Here is a 20,626-nt window from a genome sequence, read left to right on the forward strand (position 1 = left end):
GTATAGGGCCAACCTGACGCAAAAAACCCGCCACGTGGGCGGGTTATCATCACACTAATGCCTGTACAGCATATAAAGGTATGCTCACTTGATGGCCTCAGGTGGCTATATGTTAAAAAAATCACTGCATTAAGTCCGCAATCGAGTCCCAATCGCGGTTAGTGACCATAACAAACCTTGCTCGACCTTGGCTTTCCTTGGCCCATAGCTCACCGATCATGCGGTCTTCCTTGGCCTTATCCGTCGAATAACGATCACCACCCTTATATTCAACAATTAAAATCTTGTCGTCGGGCAGTTTACAGATAAAATCTGGCCAAAATTTTCCATCAGCTTTTTGTAGAAAGAAAGCACATGCAGGTTTACGATCCAGATTTCTAACCCAGAACTCAATCTTTCCCTTTCGAGCCTGATCATCCAACCAGATAGCACATTCAAGCTCTTCCTTGCTATCAAAGTCTCCAACCTGACCATAGTAATGATGCCGAAAACTCGCATGACCAAAGCGGTTATCGTAAACCCGGTTAGGTGCATAGCCATAGGGAGGAAATTCAAATTCCATCCCCGACCCACCGACAACAACGTCGACTTTTTTATCGCTATCGAAAAGAGAATCTTGATACGCCTGCTTCACCGCACGTTGACGCAGCTCACCAACACGTTGCTCAAGCATCTCTCGCAGCAAGAACTTATGTGAACTCAGATAAGCAAGATTCAGAGTATCAAGTTTCAAAAGCCCTTGGACCCAGCGAGTGACAAAGGCACGCTTGCTTTCATGCGTTAGCGTTTGATCGGGTAAATTGCGACACAACCAAGCCGCTAGGTCGACAGCATTGAAATGCTCCGGCTGATAGCTCAGCGCCAGATCATGCGTCACCCCTTTCATGAAATCGACATTGATACGCCCCGCATTGTCGTCGGTGTCAATCTTGCCGACTTCCGCAACGCCGTTGCCTTCGAGACGTTTCTGCTGAGACGTCGTCGGATTAGCATCGTATAACGAAATATCCCACGGATAGTTCAACACTTCAGGGTCATCGAAAAGCTGCAATTCTCCCTGAACGCGCAACCCCATTTGCGGTACGACTAATAGCTTCCCCAATTCCGAAGGTGTCTGAAAATACTCGACACTGGCTTGTTTTCGACTCTCTTCGACTGCCTGCACTACCGCTTCGCGATCTTCACCCGAGGCTACCGCCTGTGACGCCGTCTCTGCATCGGCGTCGTCCAACGGTTGCTGGATGGTGAGCGTCTTGGTCTTGGGCTCCCATGCCACTTTATCGCCCAACTTGTTGAGATCACGCTTGGCGGGCTTATCCGTCAGTGTCACAGGGATCGGCGTGAAAGAGGAACGTGCCTTGAAACGTTCAAAATCGAGCGGTGTCTGTTGCGGTTGGGTGGCTTCAACAAATTCCCGCGCTTCCCGGCGTTCAAACCCAGCCCCTTTGACCAAGCTATCACGCAGGCTATCGGCAGTATCACGGAAGCTACGTGACACGACGTAGGCATAGGACTGGTTCAGCGCGCCATCCGGCCTGTCCTTCGCCTCTGGCTGACGTAGCACACGCCCAAGAAGCTGCTCCACCGCCGTCGAGGAATGCAGTTCCGCCATGCTCACCAAGATATACGCCCATGGGCAGTCCCACCCTTCGGCCAAGGCCCGTTGCGTAATAACGAATGTCACTGGGCAATCAGGATCCATAATGCCTTTTGCATAGGCCTGTTCCAGCGCCTCCAGTTCCTTATATTCGCTAGTTGCCCGTGCGATGCATTCAACCGGGATCTGATGATTGTCCTGCAACTCTTGCCACAGTGTTTCGACATCTAGCGTCTCATGCCCCGAGCGGCGTGGCTCAGCCTGAATCAACACGATCGGGCGAATGGGAGATGCCCCTTTGCGTCGTTCGGCATCGGCTCGTCCTTGCAACTCATCACGCCAGGCAATGGCTTGACTAAGGCACTTTTGCCACTCCGGCTGGGTTTCCAGGCGGATTGGCAGCTTGATCATTTCCTCGGCTTTCAGCTCGGCGGCCCACACACTATGCAGCACATTACTGGGCGTATGCGTGGTATCCGGTGTCGCGGTGAGTTCCAAAATACCGGAAGGGCTCAGACGTCGAAGCGTTTCGAAACCCAAAGCGGTGCGATTGTTGTGCGCCTCATCAACGATCACGAATGGCCGGTGTAGGCGTAACACATTGGCTAGCGAATATGGCACCGCGGCGCCATCCTCGCTACGGAGTAACTTTTCCTTCTGCTCAGCCGTCAGATTGTCGAAATGCCCCATCAACGCGCCGCTCGACTCATAGACCTTGCGACTTTCGGTCTCTTCAACTTGGAAGGCCTGTCGCGTACAGACAATGATCACCGTACTGCTGGAAAGGGTGCCGGGCGTCACGCTCTTTGCTTCGTCGATATCCAGGACCGTGACCGGTCCGGCATCACTCAGGGCAGCATGATAGGGATGCCGAGGGTCTTTGAGTGCCCTTAGCGTCTGCTCGCGAATAGCATTGGAAGGCACCAGCCATAGCACCACGCTGTGGGAAACATGAAGCAAATGCGCATTTACCATGCCAACCGACCGTGCCGCTAGCCACGTTTTGCCGCCACCGGTCGGAATACGTAGGCAGAAGTACGGCATCGCCGGGTTAAAACCTGCTAGAGGTCGATAGGGAACGCCTTGCCCCCAAAGCGCCCTCGTTGTCTGATAAAACGCAGTATCCGCATCCCCCAGCTCCCGACAAGCCTTCAAGTAGGCCAGCAGTGAATCGAGTGCCTGCTGCTGATAGGATTTTGCAACGAATCCGGCCATGGTCCACCTGTTTATTGATCGAGGGCGTAGGGCGTTTGCTTGAATACGATCTGCTCACGACGCAAGCGCGAAGCTCCCAGACGACAGGCCGCCGCATAGAAGGTTTTGGGGCCATCATGGGCTGGCAGGCTATCCAGCACCGGCCCGGTCAGCACATTACCGCCATTGATGCTTTTGTCGCCTAGAATGCCATTGAAAAGTAGATAAATGGCCTGCCCTTCATGAATGCCGAGCAAGGGCGAGGTGAAGCGTTTCTCGCCCGCTCCGCCGGGTGGCAACCCGGTACCGGTTTCCTTGAACCAGACGAATTCCGCCAGCTGCTCGAACGTGACGTCATCACGTACCTGCCCGAAGGCATCGAACATCGACTCATCACTCAAACGGTAATAGCGAAAACCACCACCCAACCCCTCAATAGCATTTCCTTTCTTATTAGAATAACCTTCCAACACGCGGCGCACACGTTCCGCCGTAATCTCTTCAGCAATGCTGTCCTTCATCTCAACCAAAATGAACTTCCTATCCTGGCTATCCGAGTTATTGAGCTGCATGACAGCTTGTGCTGTCGTACCGGACCCAGCAAAGGAATCAAGAACAATATCATTCCCTGATGTCGTAAAGCTCAAAAGCGTCTCCACAAGCCCTGTGGGCTTGGGAAAGTCAAAGGGTCTACCATGCTCTGGAAAGACATCCTTTATTTCGTTAGTGCCGACTCGACCATCCAGCTCAAAAAGGCTCGAAAGCTTAGCACGATAATCCTTTACATAAACCTTCAGCTCAACAAGTTTAGTCTCATCGTCCCCAAATAGTACGCGACCGTCTTCTATCAAGCGCTTCATCGTCGCCTCCGGGAAACGGTACCCCATCATAGGCTGCTTGCATGGCATACCCGTTTCAGGGTGTATTACATCGTAACGATACCCTTCCTTTCCCGGGTTATGAACACTTTGGCTACCAGTATAAATACCATCTTCATCTATATATTTATATCTATCAAATGGCCAAATTTCACTCTTATTCTCTCTAAACCAGGCGGTCTCAATGACCAAGTGCAACACGTAACCCATCAGGTACGGTGTTGCCATGACCTACTGCTACCGCCATCTCACTGCTGAAGACCGAGCTGCCATCATGATGATGCGAACGACTCACTCGATCCGAGCTATCGCCTGTCATCTGGGCCGTGCCCCGAGTACCGTATCGCGTGAAATCGCTCGCCATACGATTGACTCCATCAAAGGCTACGATGCCAGTCTCGCCGGCTACCGGGCCCGCCTAACGCGTCATCGGCCACGTCAGCGCCCCAAGCTGCATCCCGACGGCGAGTTGTTCGAGGTCGTGGTCCATCTGCTGCGCAAGTACTGGTCACCGCAGCAAATAGCCCGCACACTGAAACGCATGTCTCCCAACGATTCACATCGACAAGTTTCTCATGAGGCCATCTACAACGCGCTCTATGTGATGCCCCGTGGCAGCCTCAAAAAAGAGCTCATCGCCTGTTTGCGGCAGGGCAACGGCAAGCGTCGGCCACGCAGCCGTGGCTCAGATCGACGCCAGCAGATTCCCGATCTGGTCAGTATCCACATGCGGCCGCCTGAGATCGAAGACCGCTTGATGCCTGGCCACTGGGAGGGCGACCTCATCATTGGCGCCAATAATCGCTCCGCGGTCGGTACATTGGTGGAGCGCACCACGCGGCTGGTGATCCTGGCGAAGGTGGATGGCACCACGGCTACGGCGGCGGCGGTTGGCTTCAGCGACAAGCTCAATGAAGTGCCTCGATCCCTGCGTCTGTCCATGACGTACGACCAAGGCAGGGAGATGGTTAAACATGCCGAGATCACCCAAAAGACCGGTACGGCCATCTACTTCGCTGACCCGCATAGCCCATGGCAGCGGGGCTCGAATGAGAACACCAACGGGCTGTTACGGCAGTACCTGCCGAAAGGCACAGATCTTTCTGTCTACAGCCAAGAAGAGCTCGACGCGATCGCGGACTCACTAAACACGCGGCCGCGCAAGACACTGGACTGGCGCACGCCAATGGAAGTATACGCCGAGGTGCTCAAGAAATCGGTCGCCGGTCCCGGCACCCTTCAATAGCGTTGCACTTGGAACTTGAGACCGCCCCACTTTGAATACGCTTTTTGCCTTTCCTTGCCATCTGCATATTCCCTGACAAATGAACCCCCCACTTCTATCAACCTTTCCTTGGCATCCAAGCTCGTCGCTTTCCATTCAGAATCAACTAGCGCCTTATGCTTTGCGTAACACACTACATATTCATGCTCCGTGGCAATGCGCGTCGGATTATTATCCGTCGCATTATTCCATATTATGGTGCCTATGAAATTATTTGCGCCATAAATTTCATCCAAAATCATTCGCAAACTAGACAGCTCATTATCATCTATACTAACGAATATAACGCCATCACTTTTCAAAAACTCTCTGAGCATTTTTAGGCGAGGGTACATCATACAAAGCCACTTATCATGCCTTGATAAGTCCTCACCCTCCTTTCCTACCACTTCATGCAACCACTTCCTTATTTCAACACTATCTACACGATCATTATAAATCCAGCCAGTTCTTTGATTATTTTTATCTCGTTCATCCTGTCCCGTATTATAAGGGGGATCGATATAGATACATTTGACTTTTCCCGCGTAGCGCGGCAACAACGCCTTGAGGGCATGGAGATTATCCCCTTGGACGAGCAGGTTACCGCTGTCCGCGTCGCCACCATCCAGCTCGGGCACGGGCTCTAGAAGGCGATAGGGCACCTTTTGATGGTGGGTGACAACGGCGTCTTTGCCGATCCAGTTGAGCGTTGGCATGGGTTACCTATCTTTCAAAATGGACTACAAAAGGCGACCCTGTATCTCTGAACAGCGACTCGCCAACACATGACAAACAGCTTTATTTGTCAAGATTGCGTTTAATATGCTCTTCAAGCGCTTCCAGGTCTTTCAGGTCTTCTTCATCCGCCTCCAAGGCCTCTGCCTGGCGGCGGTGAGAATCAAACTGGCCATAGCGCTCATGGGCGATAGCTCTAGCTCTTTGGGCACTGATAGTGCCGGCCCCATCCAGAATAGGCCGTTCACTAAAATCCAACAGGCGGTCGACATTACGGCGCCAGTAATCCAGCGTGAGATCCTTACGTTCCTTGGCACGCAACTCGGCCTGCTCCAGAAAGATCACCACCAAGCGATTAAGCGTATCGACCTCGTCAGCGGACAGATAGTTCTTGGCTATGGTTACGTCCTGCTTGCGCACCCGCGCGCCTTGCCAAGAGGTGAGTGCCATATTGGGCTCTTCTGGATTGGCACGATTCACAACGATTTCGGCTGCGGTCTGCTCAGTGACGGCATACAGCAACTTGTTCTGCACTTCAGCAAAGAAGCGATGAGCATCACTATCATCGGTGTGATAGTCACTGCTCAGGGCGAATAGATCGCGAACCTTCTGATAGAAGCGTTTTTCCGAGGCACGGATATCGCGTATACGTGCCAGCAATTCATCGAAATAATCCCAGCCACCCGGCTCTTTCAAACGCTCATCATCCATGACGAAGCCCTTGATCAGGTATTCGCTGAGGTTGGCTGTGGCCCATTGACGAAATTGCGTTCCTCGCGGCGAACGCACCCGATATCCCACTGCCAAGATCATCGACAGGCTATACCAGTTGACTTTATAACGCTTCCCGTCAGAGGCAGTTGTCAAGGATTCCTTGACAACTGCCTCTCGAGATAACTCTCCTTCTTTCAGTATGTTACGAACGTGCAAGCTTACATTCTGCTTCGACGTCGCAAACAGTTCGGCAAGCTCAGCCTGGGTCAGCCATACGCTTCCGTTCTCGGCGTGTAGATGTACCGCACTACGCCCATCATCGGTTCGGTAGAGGATCAGTTCACTGTTACCCATGAGCCAGCCCTATTGAGGTAGATACCAAAAGCCCGCCTTATTTGGCGGGCTTGATAGATTAGCAAAGCCTGGCAATCACTCCCACTCAATCGTGGCGGGCGGCTTGCTGCTGACGTCGTAGGTGACGCGGGAGACGCCTTCCAGCTCGTTGATGATGCGGTTGGAGACCTTCTCCAAGAGCTCATACGGCAGGTGGGCCCAGCGGGCAGTCATGAAGTCGATGGTCTCGACGGCGCGCAGGGCGATCACCCACTCGTAGCGGCGGCCGTCGCCGACCACGCCCACGGACTTCACCGGCAGGAAGACGGCGAAGGCCTGGCTGGTCTTGTGGTACCAGCCCGAGTTGTGCAGTTCCTCGATGAAGATGGCATCCGCCTCGCGCAGGATGTCGGCGTATTCCTTCTTCACTTCGCCAAGGATGCGCACACCCAGGCCCGGCCCCGGGAAGGGGTGACGGTAGACCATGTCGTAGGGCAGGCCGAGCTCGACGCCGAGCTTGCGCACTTCGTCCTTGAACAGCTCGCGCAGCGGCTCGACGAGCTTGAGCTTCATGGTCTCGGGCAGGCCACCGACGTTGTGGTGCGACTTGATCACGTGCGCCTTGCCGGTCTTGCTGGCGGCGGACTCGATCACGTCGGGGTAGATGGTGCCCTGGGCCAGGAAGTCGACGCCTTCGATCTTGGCAGCCTCGGTATCGAACACGTCGATGAAGGTGTTGCCGATGATCTTGCGCTTGGCTTCCGGGTCGTTGACGCCTTCGAGCTTGCCGAGGAACAGGTCTTCGGCATCGACGCGGATCACCTTGACGCCCATGTGCTGGCCGAAGGTTTCCATCACCTGGTCGCCTTCCGCCTTGCGCAGCAGGCCGTTGTCGACGAATACGCAGGTCAGCTGGTCGCCGATGGCCTTATGCAGCAGCGCGGCGACCACGGAGGAGTCGACGCCACCGGACAGGCCGAGCAGCACGTGACGGTCGCCGACCTGCTCACGCACGCGGGCGACCTGGTCTTCGATGATCTGGGCCGGGGTCCACAGGCGCTCGGACTGGCAGATATCCAGCACGAAGTGCTCGAGGATGCGCTGGCCCTGCAGGGTGTGGGTCACCTCGGGGTGGAACTGCACGCCGAAGAAGCGCTTCTCTTCCCAGCTCATGGCGGCGATCGGGCAGCTCGGGGTGGAGGCGGTCACGGTGAAGGTGTCCGGCACTTCGGCGACCTTGTCACCGTGGCTCATCCACACGTCGAGCAGCGGCTTGCCGCTGTCGTGGTCGATGTGATCCGAGATGTTTTTGAACAGCGCGGTCTCGGCATCCAGGCGAATCTGGGCGTAGCCGAACTCGCGCTTGTTGGAACCGGCCACCTTGCCGCCGAGCTGCTCGGCCATGGTCTGCATGCCGTAGCAAATGCCGAGCACCGGCAGGCCCATTTCGAACACGCACTGAGGCGCGCGGGGCGAGTCAAGCTCGGTGACGGATTCCGGGCCACCGGCGAGGATGATGCCGTTGGGGTTGTACTCGCGAACCTCGTCTTCGGTGATGTCGAAGGCGCGCACTTCGGAGTACACGCCGATCTCGCGCACGCGGCGGGCGATCAGCTGGGTGTACTGGGAGCCGAAATCGAGGATCAGGATCTTGTGGGCGTGAATATCGGTCATGAAGAAAACATCTCTGTGAGGCCGCAAGCCAGTCCAAAAGCTAGCGGGTCAAGACACCGTGTCTGGATACCCAACCGGGGCCGGGTACCGGGTCACTCAACCCGCCGGTCAAAAAACGAACGGCGGGGATAAGCCCCGCCGCCGTCTAGCGCATGCTGTGATCAGCTGGCCCGATAGTTCGGGGCTTCCTTGGTGATCTGCACGTCGTGGACGTGAGACTCGTTGAAGCCGGCGCCGGTGATCTGCACGAATTCCGGCTTGGTGCGCATCTCGAGCACGCTGCTGCAGCCGGTGTAGCCCATGGAGGCGCGCAGGCCGCCCATCAGCTGGTGAACGATGGCGCTCATCATGCCCTTGTAGGGCACGCGGCCTTCGATGCCTTCCGGCACCAGCTTCTCGGCGCCTTCGGACTTGTCCTGGAAGTAGCGGTCGGCGGAGCCCTGGGTCTGGGACATGGCGCCCATGGAGCCCATGCCGCGGTAGGCCTTGTAGGTACGGCCCTGGTAGAGCTCGACCTCGCCCGGCGCTTCCTCGGTACCGGCCAGCAGGCCACCGATCATCACGCAGCTGGCGCCGGCGGCGATAGCCTTGGACAGGTCACCGGAGTAGCGCACGCCGCCGTCGGCGATCAGCGGAATATCGTAGGGCTTGAGCGCCTCGGCGACGTTGGCCACCGCGGTGATCTGCGGCACGCCGACGCCGGCAACGATGCGGGTGGTGCAGATCGAACCGGGGCCGATGCCGACCTTGACGGCGTCTGCGCCGGCTTCGGCCAGGGCGATAGCGGCATCGGCGGTGGCGATGTTGCCGCCGATCACCTGCACCTCGGGGAAGTGCTCCTTGACCCAGCGCACGCGGTCGATCACGCCCTTGGAGTGACCGTGGGCGGTGTCGACGACGATGGCATCGACGCCGGCCTCGACCAGCGCGGCGATGCGGTCCGGAGTCTCCGGGCCGGTACCGACGGCGGCGCCGACCAGCAGGCGGCCGTCGCTGTCCTTGGCGGCGCTCGGGTAGGTGCGCGCCTTCTCGATGTCGCGCACGGTGACCAGGCCGCGCAGGCGGAACTCGTCATCGACGATCAGGATCTTCTCGATGCGGTTTTCCTGCAGCTTAGTCTTGATCTGCTCGAGCGGCGTGCCAACCGGCACGGTGACCAGCTTCTCGCGCGGCGTCATGATCGCCTCGACGCTGTCGCTGTGGTCCGGCTGGAAACGCATGTCACGACCGGTGACGATGCCGACCAAGGTCTCGCCCTCGACCACCGGGAAGCCGGAGTAGCCGTACTCGTCGGCCATCGCCAGCAGGTCGGTGAGCTTGGCCTTGGGGCCAACGGTCACCGGATCTTTGACGATCACGCTCTCGTGCTTCTTGACCTTGCGCACTTCGGCCGCCTGGCCAGCAATGGTCATGCTCTTGTGGATGATGCCGATGCCGCCTTCCTGCGCCATGGCAATCGCCAGACGGGCTTCGGTCACGGTATCCATGGCGGACGAGCAGAGCGGGATGTTCAGTTCGAGATTGCGGGTCAGGCGGGACTTGAGGCTGACGTCCTTGGGGAGGACATCCGAGTAGCCGGGAACGAGTAATACGTCATCGAACGTAAGAGCTTCTTGCGCCATACGTAACATATCGGCAACACCCAATGTTGAGCAGATGGAGGATGTGGTGAGGGGAAGTTAATCGACCATTATAACGCCGAGCCCGCCCTTCCATCAATCGAAGTGCTGGATGAAAACCTACTCGTCGGCTGCCGGCCGTGGGCGTTCGAACTCGCGGCGCCAGCGCGCCAGGAAGGCATCGCGGCGCTGAGGGTCGACGAACGCTAGCAGCGAGGCATTGAGAGGAATCGGGTAGAGACGATCGCCCACCTGATCGCGCAGCCGGGCCGCCGTGTAGGGGCCGACGATGTCGGGCCGGACGCTGAACAGCGGGGTCTGGCCGGCCAGCACCCGCTGGCCTTCCCGGCCGAGCAGGAAATCGACGAAGGCGGCGGCCGCTGCCGGATGCGGGGCGTCGCGGTGGATGAAGGCCATGCGCATCATCACCAACGAATAGTCCTGGGGCACCTGCACGATCACCTCGGGATGCTCCTGCGCCCAAACCATCGCGTAGGAGCCCAGCAGGTTATAGCCGAGCCAGTAGCGCCCGTCGCTCAGGCCCTCGAGCATGGCCCGGGTGTTGCATTCTAGCTGGGCATTCACCCGCCCCATGCCGGCGACCAGGTCCCAGAAGCGCGGCGTATAGCGGGCATCCTGCTGGAACAGCGAGAAGCCGACGCCGCTCTTAAGCGGTGAGTAGGTGGTCACTTTGCCCTGCAGCTGCGCCGTTTCGGTGGTCAGCAGGGTATGCAGGTCGGCATGCGTCTGGGGCGGCATCATATGCTTCGACAGGTCGAGCCGGTAGGCCATGACGATGGGTTCGAAGGTGAAGCCGAATACCTCGTTGCGCCACTTAGCCCAAGCCGGCCAGCTCCGCGCCGCCGGGGAATCCAGCCGCTGCGCGTAGCCCTCGTTGACGCGGGCCATCTGCCAGGGCATCGCCGAGCTGATGACCACGTCCGGCGCGGGGTCGGCCTCGCTGACCAGCGCATCGACGGTGAGCGTCGAGCGGTCATGGAATTCAAGGTCGATCTCGGGATGCGCGCTGCGAAAGGCCTCGAGCAGAGGCGCGACGACGTCATGATCCAGCGCCGCTTCGATGACCAACGGCGTCGCCTGGGCGCGAGCGGACAAGACCAGCGCGCAGAGCGTCACTAGCAGCATCCAGGTGAAACGGCGGCGGTACAGGGTCATGACGGCGTCTCTCTTGTCGCGTCCGGGTCGGAAGCAGGGTGAGCGTCGGGGTCGCACAGCGGCAAGTCCAGGGTCACGATCAGGCCATGGGGGCTGCGCTCGCTCAACGACAGCCGCCCGCCCAGCCGGCGGGCGATGGAATCGACGATGGCAAGGCCCAGCCCGGAGCCTTCGGTATCCTGGCGGCCGCCGCGCTCGAAGGGCTGCAACAGCCGCTCGCGGGCCTCAAAGGGCACGCCGGGGCCATTGTCCTCGACATAAAGACTCACCGTCTCCCTGTATTGGCAAAGCCCCAGGGTGATCTCGCTGCCTGCCTTGGTGTAGCGCAGGGCGTTATCGATCAGGTTTCCCAGCAGCTCGCGAATCGCCCAGCCGTCGGCGCGCACCCAGAGCGGCCCACTGGGCATCTCGGCGAGGCCAAGATCATGGTCACGCGCCACCTCGCGCCCTGCCCAGTCGAGCACGCATTCGCGCAGCACGGCGACGATATCCAGCGGGGCGACCCTGCCCGCCTCACCGATATGCCGCAGCCGGGCCAGGCTCAACAGCTGGCTCGCCAGGCGGCTGGTGCGGTCGGCCCCGTCGTGCACCGCCAGCAGCGCGGCCTGCCAATCGGCGGGGTCTTGGCTCTTGAGCGCCAGCTCACTGGTGCTCTTGAGTCCGGCCAACGGCGTCTTGAGCTGGTGGCTGGCATCGGCGGTGAAGCGCAGCAGCGCCTCGCGGCTGTGGCGCTGGCGGGCGAAAAGGTGATCCAGCGTCTGCGCCAGTTCGCGCATTTCCTCCGGCACCCGGGCATCCAGCGGGCCCATGTCGTCGGCATCCCGGTGACGAAGCTGGCGACGCAGCCGGCGCATGGGGCCCAGCGCCACCCGCAGGGCCATCGCCATCAGGATGCCCGCCAGCAGCACCATGGCCAGGAAGCGGGAAAGGGTGCGCTCGAAGAGCTCATCGCCGAGCGCCTGGCGCCCGACTCGGGTATGCCCGACCCAGACCTGTACCGGTTCCTGAGAAACCCAGCCCGCCGAGTCGTACTCACGGCCGTAAAGCCGCCAGGAGGTGCCATCGAAATCGGTCGTCAGTGCCCAGGGGGCGTCGGCCACTCGCTCGCGCCACTCAGGCTCGATAGTAAACGACATGTTGGTGGAGACCGGCTTGCCATCGGCATCGAGCACCGCATAGAAGACTCGCTCCTGGTGATGAGTCGCCAGGATCTGCAGCGCCGCCGCCGGCATTTCCACCAGCGGTTCGCCGGCCTGCCACTGCACGGCCTCGGCAATGGTCAGGGCGGCGGCCTCGAGCTGGCTGTCGAAGGCGCGCTCGGCGGCCCGGTGGGTGCTCAACCAGGCCTCGATCATCAGCAGCGCCCCAAGACCGGTCACGGTCAACAGCAGCCACACCGCCAGCCGCCTCTTTAGCGAGCCGGTCACCTCGATCACGCCGGTCCTTCCTTTCGGCCTTGCTCCAGATCTTCCTCCAGGCGATAGCCCAGACCGCGAAAGGTGCGGATCTTCAGGCCTGAGTTCTGCAGGCGCTTGCGCAGCCGGCTGACATAGACCTCGATCGCATTGGAGCCGACCTCATCGAAACCGAACAGCCGACGCTCGAGGGTTTCTCGCGGGGCAATGCTGCCGGCATGCAGCAAGAGCCCCTCCAGCAACAGCAGTTCACGGCGCGGCAGCGCCAGGGGCGTGTCGTCCAGGGCGGCGGTGCCGCTCGCCGGATCGAAGGAAAGCCGCGAGAAACGTAGCCGGTTGTCGCTGCGCTGCTGGCTGCGCCGCAGCAGAGCCCGCACCCGGGCCTCGAGCTCGGCGAGCGAGAACGGCTTGGCCAGATAGTCATCGGCGCCAAGATCCAGCCCGCTGACCCGGTCATCGACGCCGTCCCGGGCGGTGAGAATCAGCACCGGGGTGGTGTCGCCCCGATCGCGCAGGGCCGCCAACAGGTCCAGGCCGTCGCCATCGGGCAGGCCAAGGTCGAGCAGGATCAGATCGAAGCGATCATGGGCCAGCGCGGCCTGAGCCTCGGCGTAGGTGCGGAACACCTCAACCGTGTTGCCCAGCGGCTGCAGGGCGTGTTCCAGGGAGCGGGCGATCAGCGGATCGTCCTCGATGACCAGCAGGCGCATACGACCAATGTCTCAGGGGGTGGCAGGGAAAGTGACAGGTTGATGAAAGGTGGCAGGCATAGCATCGCTCTGGCCATCACTAAACAAGGTGGCCATCACTAATAAAGAGGGCCGGCGGCTAAGAATCGGCCGCTCATAACAAGAGAACAGGAGATCGCCATGAAGATCAATACAGCCATCCGCCACGCCTCAGGCATCGCCCTGCTGGGCAGCGCACTGCTCGCGGGCCAGGCGCAGGCCGCCGGCGAAAGCGAATGCATCGCCCCGGCCAAGCCCGGCGGCGGCTACGACCTCACCTGCCGACTGGCCGCCAATGGCCTGCTGGAAACGGGGCTGATCGATGAGCCGATGATGGTGACCTACATGCCCGGCGGCATCGGGGCTGTGGCCTACAACCACGTCAACGGCGTGCGCACCGATGATCCGAACCTGATCGTCGCGGCCAGCACCGGCGCCGCCGTCAACCTGGCGCTGGGCAAGTTCGGCCAGTACGACGCCGACGAGGTTCGCTGGCTGGGCGCACTTGGGGTCGACTATGGCGCCATCGTGGTCAACGCCGACTCCCCCTGGCAATCGCTTGACGAACTGATGGCCGATCTTAAGGACAACCCGGGCGAGATCGCCTTCGGCGCCGGCGGCACCGTAGGCAGCCAGGATTGGATGAAGGCCGCTCTGACCGCCAAATCCGGTGACATCGACCCGCGCGACCTGCGCTACGTGGCCTTCGAAGGCGGCGGTGAGGCGCTGGCGGCTCTGCTTGGCGACCACATTCAGGTCTTCACCGGCGATCTCTCCGAGCTCAAGTCACAGCTCGACAGCGGCAAGATTCGCGTGCTGGCGGCCCTGTCCGAAGAACGCATGGGCGGGCCCTATGCCGAGATTCCCACCGCCGCCGAGCAGGGCTACGACGTCCAGTGGCCGATCTGGCGCGGCTACTACATGGGCCCGGAAGTCAGCGACGCCGCCTATGAAGAGTGGACCCAGCGCATGCAGACCCTGGCCGGCAACGATGAGTTCGCCAAGCTGCGTGAAGCCCGCGGCCTCTTCCCGATGTCGCTCTTCGGTGATGACTTCGACAACTACGTGAAGGACCAGGTCGCCGGCTTCAAGACCCTGGCCGAGGAAGTGGGACTGAAATGAGCCATCTCCAAAAGCCGGTCGCCGACCGGCTGTTGGGGATTGTCCTGATCGGCCTGGCGGCGTTCGTCGCCGTCCAGGCCATTCAGTTGGAAGTCCCCTTCAGCTATGAGCCCGTGGGCCCACGGGCCTTCCCCCTGGGTCTTTCCATTCTGCTTGCCGGCCTGTCGCTGGTGTTGATTTTCAAACCCGGCGCCGATGGCCATTGGCCGAACCGCGCGCTGTCGATCCGGCTGCTGCTGGTACTGGGGCTGCTGCTGGCCTACGCCATGCTGTTCACCCGCCTAGGCTTCGTGCCCACCTCGCTGATGGTGGTCGCCGCCCTGGCGCGACTATTCGATGCCACCTGGATCAAGGCCTTGATTACCGGGGTGCTGATGTCGGCGTGCAGCTATGTGCTGTTCACCGAGGGCCTGGGTATCGCCCTGCCCACCGGCACCTGGCTTGCCGCTATCACCTAGAGAAATGCCACCATGTTTGACTTCCTGATCGATGGCTTTGGCGTGGCGCTCACGCCCCTCAACCTGGGCCTGGCCTTCCTCGGCGCGCTGCTCGGCACCCTCTTCGGGGCGCTGCCGGGCATCGGGCCGATCAACGGTATCGCTATCCTGATGCCGCTGGCCTATACCCTGGGCCTGCCGGCCGAGTCCGCACTGATTCTGCTGGCCGGCATCTACACCGGCTCCGAGTATGGCGGCCGCATGTCGAGCATCCTGCTCAACGTGCCAGGCGATGCCGGCGCGGTAATGACCACGCTCGACGGCCACCCTCTGGCCAAGAAAGGGCTTGCCGGCCCGGCACTGGGCCTCTCGGCGGTCAGTTCCTTCGTCGGCGCGACCATCGCCATCATCGGCCTGACGCTGTTCGCGCCGCTGCTCGCCGAAGTGGCGGTGATGTTCGGCCCCGCCGAGTTCTTCGCACTGATGGTATTCGCCTTCTCGTCGATGTCGGTAATGATGGGCAAGGACCCGGTCAAGACCGCCATCGGTGCAGTGCTGGGCGTATTGCTGGCCACCGTGGGCGTGGACTCCGGCACCGGCGTGATGCGCTACACCTTCGGCATGCCTGAGCTCTACGACGGCATCGATTTCGTGGTGATGATCATCGGGCTATTCGCGATCAGCGAGATCCTGCTGATGCTCGAACATGCCAATCGAAAGGACGTCGACGACGAGATGCCGCCGCTGGGTCGCGTCTTCGTTACCCTCAAGGAAGTGCTCTACTGTAAGGGCGCCATGTGGCGTTCAGGGGTGCTCGGCTTCATCATCGGCGTGCTGCCGGGGACCGGCGCTTCGGTGGCGGGTGCGGTAGCCTATACGACCGAGAAGCGACTTTCCGACAAGAACGGCACCTTCGGCCACGGCGACATGCGCGGCCTGGCGGCCCCGGAGGCGGCCAACAACGCCTCGGCGGCAGGCTCCTTCGTGCCGATGCTGACGCTGGGCATCCCGGGCTCCGGCACCACCGCCGTGCTGCTCGGCGCGCTGATGCTCTACAACATCACCCCGGGGCCGATGATGTTCACGGAACGTCCCGAAGTGGCCGGTGGCCTGATCGCCTCACTGTATATCGGTAACATCGTGCTGCTGGCCCTCAACCTGCCGCTGGCCGGGGTGTTCGCCCGAGTGCTGACCATCCCCCGCTGGGTGCTGGTACCGGCCATCGCCATCCTGGCCTTCGTCGGCGTCTATCAGCTGCACTCGGACCTGACCGCCATCTACCTGATGCTGATTATCGGTGTGTTTGGCTATCTGCTGCGCAAGCTGGGATTCTCGCTGGCGCCGGTCATTCTCGGCTATGTGCTGGGCGGGCTGATGGAGCAGAACCTGCGTCGGGCGCTGTCGATCAGCGGCGGCGATGTCGATATCCTTTGGCAATCCGGTATTTCGCTGGGCCTGTGGATCGCCGCGGCGGCGCTGCTGGTACTGCCCTGGCTAGTGCCCAAGCTGTTGTCCAAAAAGCCGCGCGAGAAAACCCAGCAAGACTGAGTCCTCCCGGCTCATCGTTATCCTAAAACATCGTTATCCTAGAACATCGTCATCCTGGTTCATCGCTCGCGTTTCATCGGGCCTCGCCTATCCTTGCGAGGCCCGAACACATGACAGGAGGTCTCCGCCGCTTGAATAACACCCTCACCTCCCGTTTAGCCGCCCTGGGCCGTTTTCTGCCAACACTTGGCCTGGGGCTTGCCGGCGGCGCCATCGCCTTCCGGCTAAGCCTGCCGCTGCCCTGGCTGCTGGGCGCGATGATCGCGACCACCATCGCCAGCCTTGGCGGATCACGGCTGCGCTCACCCGGGCGCGGGCGCAAGGGAGTGCTGGTGGTGATCGGGGTGATGCTGGGCTCGGCCTTTCATCAGGGGCTCAACATCGATGTGGCGGCCTGGAGCGCGAGCCTCGCCATCATGCTGCTGGCAACAGCGGTGATGATGGCGTTCTCGGTGTGGTTCTCGCGGAAGGTCGCCGGCTATTCGCTGGAAACGTCTCTCTATGCCGGGGTGCCAGGTGGCGTATCGACGGTCACCCTGATGGCGCTGGAATCCGGTGCCGACCTGCGGGTGGTCGGCATGACCCACGCGGTGCGCATCCTGATCCTGCTGCTGGCCATCCCGCTGGCGCTGCCGCTGTTTGGCCATGTCAGCATGCCGGAGAATCGTACGGATATCGCTCATTGGCTGTGGCTGCCGAATGCGATGGATACCGCCTGGCTCGTCGCGGCGGGGCTTGCCGGCGCCTGGCTGGGCAAACTATTGCGACTGCCTAGCGCTCTGCTCTTTGGCCCGGCGTTGGCCTCGGCGGCCCTGCACCTTTCCGGGGTGAGCGATGCTTCGGTGCCACCAACCCTGATCGCCCTGGCCCAGGTGCTGATCGGCGTGTCGGTGGGGGTGCGCTTTACCGGCACCTCGCTTGCCGCGGTCGGCCACACCCTGGCGATGGGGATTATTCAGGCACTGGGGCTGGTGGTGATCGCAGGCCTCGCCGCCTGGGGCGCACAGCTTTTGACCGGCACCTCAATTGCCGCCGCCCTGCTCGCCTACATGCCCGGCGGCGCCCCAGAGCTAAGCCTGGTGGCGCTGTCGCTGGGCATCGACCCGGCCTTCGTCACCGCCCACCACCTGCTGCGCATCAGCCTACTGGTGCTTTGTCTACCGCTGCTGCTGAGTGCCGGACGCCGGCTGAGCACCTAGGGCTTATCAACTGAGCCTTAGCAACTGAGCCTTAGCGACTGACGTTTAGCGACTGGCGTTTAGCCCCTAAAGCGCCAGCGGCATAGTAAGAGCCAACGGCCGGCGGCATGTTAGGCTGAGCGGCGTTTCGATCAAGGATGCCGCCGCCATGACCCAGGCCGATACACCGACCTTTTCAGTCAGCGAACTCAACCGACGCGCCCGGCTGATGCTGGAGCGCGACTTCGGCGATTGCTGGGTCGAGGGCGAGCTTTCCAATGTGGCGCGGCCGGCCTCGGGGCACGTCTATTTCACCTTGAAGGACGAGCGCGCCCAGCTGAAGTGCGCGCTGTTTCGCAACCGCGGGCGCTTCGTGGGCACACCGCTGAACGACGGCGACCGGGTGCGCCTGCGCGGCAAGGTGTCGATCTTCGAGCCCCGGGGCGATTATCAGATGATCGTGGAAGCCGTGCAGCCGACGGGCCAGGGTGACCTGCTGGCGGCCTTCGAGCGCTTGAAGCATCAGCTCGGCGCCGAGGGCGTGTTCGCCAATGCGCGCCCGCTGCCCTACCCGCCGCGACATCTGCTGGTGCTGACCTCACCGACCGGCGCGGCGATCCGCGATGTATTGGCGGTGCTTGCCGCACGCTGGCCGCTTTCCCGCGTCAGCGTGCTGCCGGTGCCGGTACAGGGCAAGGAGGCCGCGCCAGCGATGATCCGTGCCCTGGCGCTGGCCAACCGCGACTCGCGCTTCGACCCGGATCGTGACGCCATCCTGGTGACGCGCGGCGGCGGCAGCCTCGAGGACCTCTGGGCCTTCAACGACGAGCACCTGGCCCGGGCGATCTTTCATTCCCGGCTGCCGGTGCTCTCGGCGGTGGGCCACGAAACTGATGTCACCCTTTCCGACTTCGCCGCCGATGCCCGAGCCCCGACGCCTTCGGCAGCGGCGGAACGGCTGGTACCGGACCAGGCGGCGCTGCGTCAGCGCCTGGACAGCGCTCTTGCTCGCCTCGCCCGCGCCCAGCGCAGCCGGCTGGACGCCGAGACCCAGCGTCTGGATCACCTGCGCGCGCGGCTGCGTCACCCCGGTGAGCGGCTCGCTCAGCAGCGCGCGCATCTTGGCCAACTCGAGGGGCGCCTACAGCGCGCCATGCAGTCACGACTCTTCGAGGCCCGCACCCGCGAACGCCACGCCGGCGCCCGCCTGAACGCCTTCGACCCTCGCCAGCAATTGGATAGTGCCCGTCAGCGCCTCGCTCAGGCCGACAGCCGGCTCAAGGCCACCCTGCCCCGCCAACTCGCGGAACACCGCCAACGGCTGTCGTCGCTGGCACGGGAACTGCAGGCGGTCAGTCCGCTTGCGGTGCTCGGGCGGGGCTACTCGATTCTTTCGGATGATGAGGGCCGGGTGATCCGGCGCAGTCAGGATACCCAGCCCGGTCAGCAGCTGACCGCCCGGCTGGGCGAAGGAAGACTCAAGGTGGAAGTGAAGCGGCGCTTCAAGGCAGCGCCGGCCCCGGACCGGACCCAGGCACAGGCCCCAGACCAGACCACGGGGCCGGAACACCAGGACGAGACCGACTAGTCAGGCATTGCGCCCCTCATTCCTCGCTGCGGCCATCGCCCCGGCAGGCGTCTTGTGGAAGGTGTTTTGTAGCAGGCGTTTGGTGGCAGGCGCGCTGTGACAAAGTCGCCGAGCTATTCAGCCATCACTCTTGGCCACGGCCTTGAAGCTGCTGGGTTCGAGTTCGTGGCGGCCCAGCAGCTTGTAGAAGTCGGTGCGGTTGCGCCCGGCGATGCGCGCGGCCTGGGTGACGTTGCCTTCGGTGATCTTCAGCACCTTGATCAGATAGCCCCGCTCGAAGCTCGCGCGGGCGTCATTGAACGACGGCAGCGCATTTTCCTCGGCCACCAGCGCCTGGGCCACCAGTGCTTCGGGAATGATCGGCGCACTGGTCAGCGCCACGCATTGCTCGACCACATTGACCAACTGGCGCACGTTGCCGGGCCAGGCCGACGAGGCCAGCAGGTTCAGCGCCTCGGTGGAGAAGCCCTTCACGAACGGCTTGTGGCGGGCGGCGGCCTGGCTGACCAGGTGCTTGGCCAGCAGCGGCACGTCCTCGGCGCGCTCCTTGAGCGGCGGCAGGCGCAGATTGACCACGTTCAGGCGGTAGTAAAGATCCTCCCGGAAGTCGCCCTCTTGCATGGCGCGGTCCAGGTCGCGGTGGGTGGCCGAGATGATGCGCACATCAACAGACACCGAGGCGGTCGAGCCCAGCGGCCGGACCTGACGCTCCTGCAGCACGCGCAGCAGTTTCACCTGCAGAGAGAGCGGCATATCGCCGATTTCGTCGAGGAACAGGCTGCCGCCATCGGCGGCCTGGAAGAGCCCTTCATGCTGACTGATCGCGCCGGTGAACGCTCCCTTGGCGTGGCCGAAGAGCTCGCTTTCCAACAACTGTTCGGGCAGAGCGCCACAGTTGATGGCGACGAACGGCTTGTCGGCGCGGGGGCTGGCGTCATGCAGGGCGCGCGCCAGCAGTTCCTTGCCCGAGCCCGAGGGGCCACTGACCAGCACGCTGACATCGGCGCCGGCGACCATGCGTGCCTGGTCGAGGATGCGCTCCATCTGCGGGCTGCGGGTGATGATCGCCGAACGCCAGGCGTCGTCACCGTCGCCTGCGGCCGGCGCCTGGAGCAGCGCTTCGTCGATCGCCGTGAACAGCTCGTCGCGGTCGACGGGCTTGGTCAGGAAGCTGAATACCCCCTGGCGGGTGGCGCTCACCGCATCGGGGATCGAACCATGGGCGGTAAGGATGATCACCGGCAGGCCCGGGGCTTGGCGCTGGATTTCCTGAAACAGCGCCAGGCCGTCCATCTCGTCCATGCGCAGGTCCGAGAGCACCAGATCCGGGCGCTCGATGGCCAGGCGATCCAGCGCCATGCGTCCGCTGTCAGCGGTGGTGACGCGAAAGCCACGGCTTTCCAGCCGCATGCCCAACAGCCTG

15 protein-coding genes and 1 pseudogene are annotated in these 20,626 nt (G+C 61.6%); 6 read left to right on the top strand and 10 right to left on the bottom strand.

The window, feature by feature from the left end; genetic code table 11:
• Positions 1-121 precede the first annotated feature (121 nt).
• Positions 122-2,812 (bottom strand): DEAD/DEAH box helicase, encoded by a 2,691-nt coding sequence (locus Q2K57_RS05180; RefSeq protein ID WP_304526244.1) that lies wholly within the window; start codon positions 2,810-2,812, stop codon positions 122-124.
• 11 nt (positions 2,813-2,823) lie between these two features.
• Complete coding sequence (locus tag Q2K57_RS05185) at positions 2,824-3,897, bottom strand: DNA methyltransferase (RefSeq protein ID WP_304526245.1); 1,074 nt, start codon at positions 3,895-3,897, stop codon at positions 2,824-2,826.
• On the opposite strand from Q2K57_RS05185, the gene Q2K57_RS05190 reads away from it, so the two are divergent.
• Entirely contained in the window at positions 3,896-4,915 is a 1,020-nt protein-coding gene (locus Q2K57_RS05190; RefSeq protein WP_369700298.1) for an IS30 family transposase, read from the top strand. The genes Q2K57_RS05185 and Q2K57_RS05190 overlap by 2 nt on opposite strands.
• Here the strand turns inward: Q2K57_RS05190 and Q2K57_RS05195 are convergent.
• The 7 genes from Q2K57_RS05195 to Q2K57_RS05225 all read right to left on the bottom strand — a co-directional run bounded on the left by Q2K57_RS05195 (position 4,909) and on the right by Q2K57_RS05225 (position 13,312).
• Positions 4,909-5,652, bottom strand: coding sequence for a site-specific DNA-methyltransferase (locus tag Q2K57_RS05195; RefSeq protein WP_304526246.1), 744 nt, complete (start codon positions 5,650-5,652; stop codon positions 4,909-4,911). The two genes, Q2K57_RS05190 and Q2K57_RS05195, sit on opposite strands and share 7 nt — an antisense overlap.
• Before the next feature lie 82 nt (positions 5,653-5,734).
• Positions 5,735-6,739 carry a virulence RhuM family protein gene (locus Q2K57_RS05200; RefSeq protein ID WP_304526247.1) on the bottom strand — a complete coding sequence of 335 codons (1,005 nt, stop codon included), beginning with the start codon at positions 6,737-6,739 and terminating at the stop codon, positions 5,735-5,737.
• A gap of 75 nt (positions 6,740-6,814) precedes the next feature.
• Complete coding sequence (gene guaA / locus Q2K57_RS05205; protein ID WP_304526248.1) at positions 6,815-8,392, bottom strand: glutamine-hydrolyzing GMP synthase; 1,578 nt, start codon at positions 8,390-8,392, stop codon at positions 6,815-6,817.
• A 161-nt stretch (positions 8,393-8,553) separates the two neighbouring features.
• Complete coding sequence (gene guaB, locus Q2K57_RS05210) at positions 8,554-10,023, bottom strand: IMP dehydrogenase (protein WP_112053812.1); 1,470 nt, start codon at positions 10,021-10,023, stop codon at positions 8,554-8,556.
• Positions 10,024-10,131: 108 nt separating this feature from the next.
• The gene (locus Q2K57_RS05215) at positions 10,132-11,187 is read right to left on the bottom strand and encodes an ABC transporter substrate-binding protein (protein WP_304526249.1); all 1,056 of its coding nucleotides are present in this window, start codon (positions 11,185-11,187) and stop codon (positions 10,132-10,134) included.
• Positions 11,184-12,623 (bottom strand): sensor histidine kinase, encoded by a 1,440-nt coding sequence (locus tag Q2K57_RS05220; protein WP_304526250.1) that lies wholly within the window; start codon positions 12,621-12,623, stop codon positions 11,184-11,186. Before Q2K57_RS05220 ends, Q2K57_RS05215 begins: the two co-directional genes overlap by 4 nt.
• A complete protein-coding gene (locus Q2K57_RS05225) occupies positions 12,620-13,312 on the bottom strand; it encodes a response regulator (RefSeq protein WP_304526251.1) in 693 nt (230 codons plus the stop codon). The genes Q2K57_RS05220 and Q2K57_RS05225 overlap by 4 nt, the downstream gene beginning before the upstream one ends.
• 159 nt (positions 13,313-13,471) lie before the next feature.
• Between Q2K57_RS05225 and Q2K57_RS05230 the strand changes: the two genes are divergently transcribed.
• The 5 genes and pseudogenes from Q2K57_RS05230 to xseA form a co-directional block, all read left to right on the top strand.
• Entirely contained in the window at positions 13,472-14,452 is a 981-nt protein-coding gene (locus tag Q2K57_RS05230) for a tripartite tricarboxylate transporter substrate binding protein (protein WP_304526252.1), read from the top strand.
• On the top strand, positions 14,449-14,910 hold the full coding sequence (locus tag Q2K57_RS05235; RefSeq protein ID WP_304526253.1) for a tripartite tricarboxylate transporter TctB family protein: 462 nt from the start codon (positions 14,449-14,451) through the stop codon (positions 14,908-14,910). Before Q2K57_RS05230 ends, Q2K57_RS05235 begins: the two co-directional genes overlap by 4 nt.
• 12 nt (positions 14,911-14,922) lie before the next feature.
• A complete protein-coding gene (locus tag Q2K57_RS05240; protein ID WP_304526254.1) occupies positions 14,923-16,437 on the top strand; it encodes a tripartite tricarboxylate transporter permease in 1,515 nt (504 codons plus the stop codon).
• Between the two features lie 131 nt (positions 16,438-16,568).
• Positions 16,569-17,636: an AbrB family transcriptional regulator gene (locus Q2K57_RS05245; protein ID WP_304526255.1), complete on the top strand. Its 1,068-nt coding sequence runs from the start codon at positions 16,569-16,571 to the stop codon at positions 17,634-17,636.
• Positions 17,637-17,784: 148 nt separating this feature from the next.
• A pseudogene (gene xseA, locus Q2K57_RS05250) lies at positions 17,785-19,122 on the top strand (exodeoxyribonuclease VII large subunit); the annotation flags it as partial.
• A 198-nt stretch (positions 19,123-19,320) separates the two neighbouring features.
• Here the strand turns inward: xseA and glrR are convergent.
• Complete coding sequence (gene glrR / locus Q2K57_RS05255; RefSeq protein ID WP_304526659.1) at positions 19,321-20,613, bottom strand: two-component system response regulator GlrR; 1,293 nt, start codon at positions 20,611-20,613, stop codon at positions 19,321-19,323.
• Between the last annotated feature and the right edge of the window lie 13 nt (positions 20,614-20,626).

Source organism: Halomonas sp. I5-271120, from assembly GCF_030553075.1.
In the GTDB taxonomy this organism is placed as follows: domain Bacteria; phylum Pseudomonadota; class Gammaproteobacteria; order Pseudomonadales; family Halomonadaceae; genus Onishia; species Onishia taeanensis_A.